Raw genomic sequence first — 1,662 nt, 5'->3', positions numbered from 1 at the left:
CTCAGGCTGTCGAGAAAGTCTCGGCAGCTTTTATTTTTTTCTGTTTTTTAAATAGATCACCGCGTTAATTTGTTATAATAGCTGTAACTTATCAACGAAAGGTGATTGGATGTTTCAATCTAAAACTGAACGACAAAATGAAATCGAAATGGTTACCATTGAAGAGCTTGTCCCTGAAGATCATCTCCTACGCAAAATTGACCAATACATAGATTTTTCTTTCATTCCTGAAAAAGTCCGTCCTTACTATTCAGAAGATAATGGCCGTCCCTCTTTGGATCCTCTTGTTTTATTCAAAATGATGTTCATTGGTTATATCTATGGCGTTCGTTCCGAACGCGAATTGGAGCGACAAATTCAAACGAATGTTGCTTATCGTTGGTTCTTAGGGTTGAATCTTACAGACAAAGTCCCCCATCATTCCACTATTAGTTGGAACCGCCGCACTCGTTTCAAAGACACGGATATCTTTCAAGAAGTTTTTGATGAAATCGTGCTCCAAGCGATGAACCACCGTATGGTGTCCGGCCGTGTATTATTCACAGATTCCACGCACTTGAAAGCCAACGCTAATAAGAAGAAATTCTCAAAACAAGAAGTTGAAGTAGAAACGGTAGACTACCTCAAAGATTTGGAAGAAGCCGTAAGAAAAGATCGTGAAGATCATGAAAAAAAGCCTCTGAAGGAAAAGGAGGGGGTAAAAAAGACAAAGGAAATTAAGGTTAGCGACACGGATAGCGAGAGTGGTTATCTTTACCGGGAGAATAAGCCGGAAGGCTTCTTTTATCTTGATCACCGTACCACAGATTTAAAACATAACATCATTACTGATGTTCATGTAACGCCAGGAAATATTCATGATTCCAGACCTTACTTACAACGTTTGGACCGCCAAATCGAACGATTTGGCTTTGAGGTGGAAGCTGTAGGTCTAGATGCCGGCTATCTGACGAACCCTATATGTCATGGGCTTATAATGGAAAGAGGAATATTTGGAGTTATTGCTCATCGAAGGTACCAGTCAAAGAAAGGGCTTCTTCCGAAATGGAAATATGCATATGATGAAGAGCGGGATGAATATGTGTGCCCCCAGGGTGAAGTTTTAAGCTATTCGACCACCGATCGTGAGGGGTATCGGCATTACAAATCAAACCCTGAAAATTGTGCAGATTGCCCTCTTCTAGCGAAGTGCACTCAAAATAAGAAGTATCAAAAAACGATCACTCGCCATGTATGGGAAAGCTCGAAGGAGAAGGTTCGGTTGAACCGGCTTTCTAATGAAGGCAAGTGGATCTATCGCATGAGAAAAGAGAAAGTTGAACGTAGCTTCGCAGATTCCAAAGAACTGCACGGGCTGCGTTATTGTCGCTTGCGCGGAAAAGAGAATGTACGCGAACAAGCGTTACTGACGGCGGCCTGCCAAAACATGAAAAAGATTGCCCTCCACCTATCCAGGGTGAGATAGGTGAAGGAGAGTCTTTTTCGGTGAGGGGAAGGCGAATACCAGGAGACTCCTGCGGAAAAACGGGCGATCCGAGACCCCGGAGTGTGGGTTTTCACGAGGGAGGCTCGGGCGTTCGTCCGCGGAAAGCGAGTGGTATTCGCCCGCACGAACTGCACAAAAAAAGCTTGCAGAAAAACACGGGGTTTCTCTACAAGCTG

The 1,662-nt window shown here is 43.7% G+C and carries 1 protein-coding gene; it reads left to right on the top strand.

The window, feature by feature from the left end:
* The first annotated feature begins 109 nt into the window (after nt 1-109).
* Entirely contained in the window at nt 110-1,465 is a 1,356-nt protein-coding gene (locus CKW00_RS13380) for an IS1182 family transposase (RefSeq protein WP_065757335.1), read from the top strand.
* The last annotated feature ends 197 nt before the right edge of the window (nt 1,466-1,662 follow it).

Origin of the sequence: Salimicrobium humidisoli, assembly GCF_002295105.1 — a bacterium.
In the GTDB taxonomy this organism is placed as follows: domain Bacteria; phylum Bacillota; class Bacilli; order Bacillales; family Halobacillaceae; genus Salimicrobium; species Salimicrobium humidisoli.
This window is presented reverse-complemented; position numbering and strand designations above follow the sequence as displayed.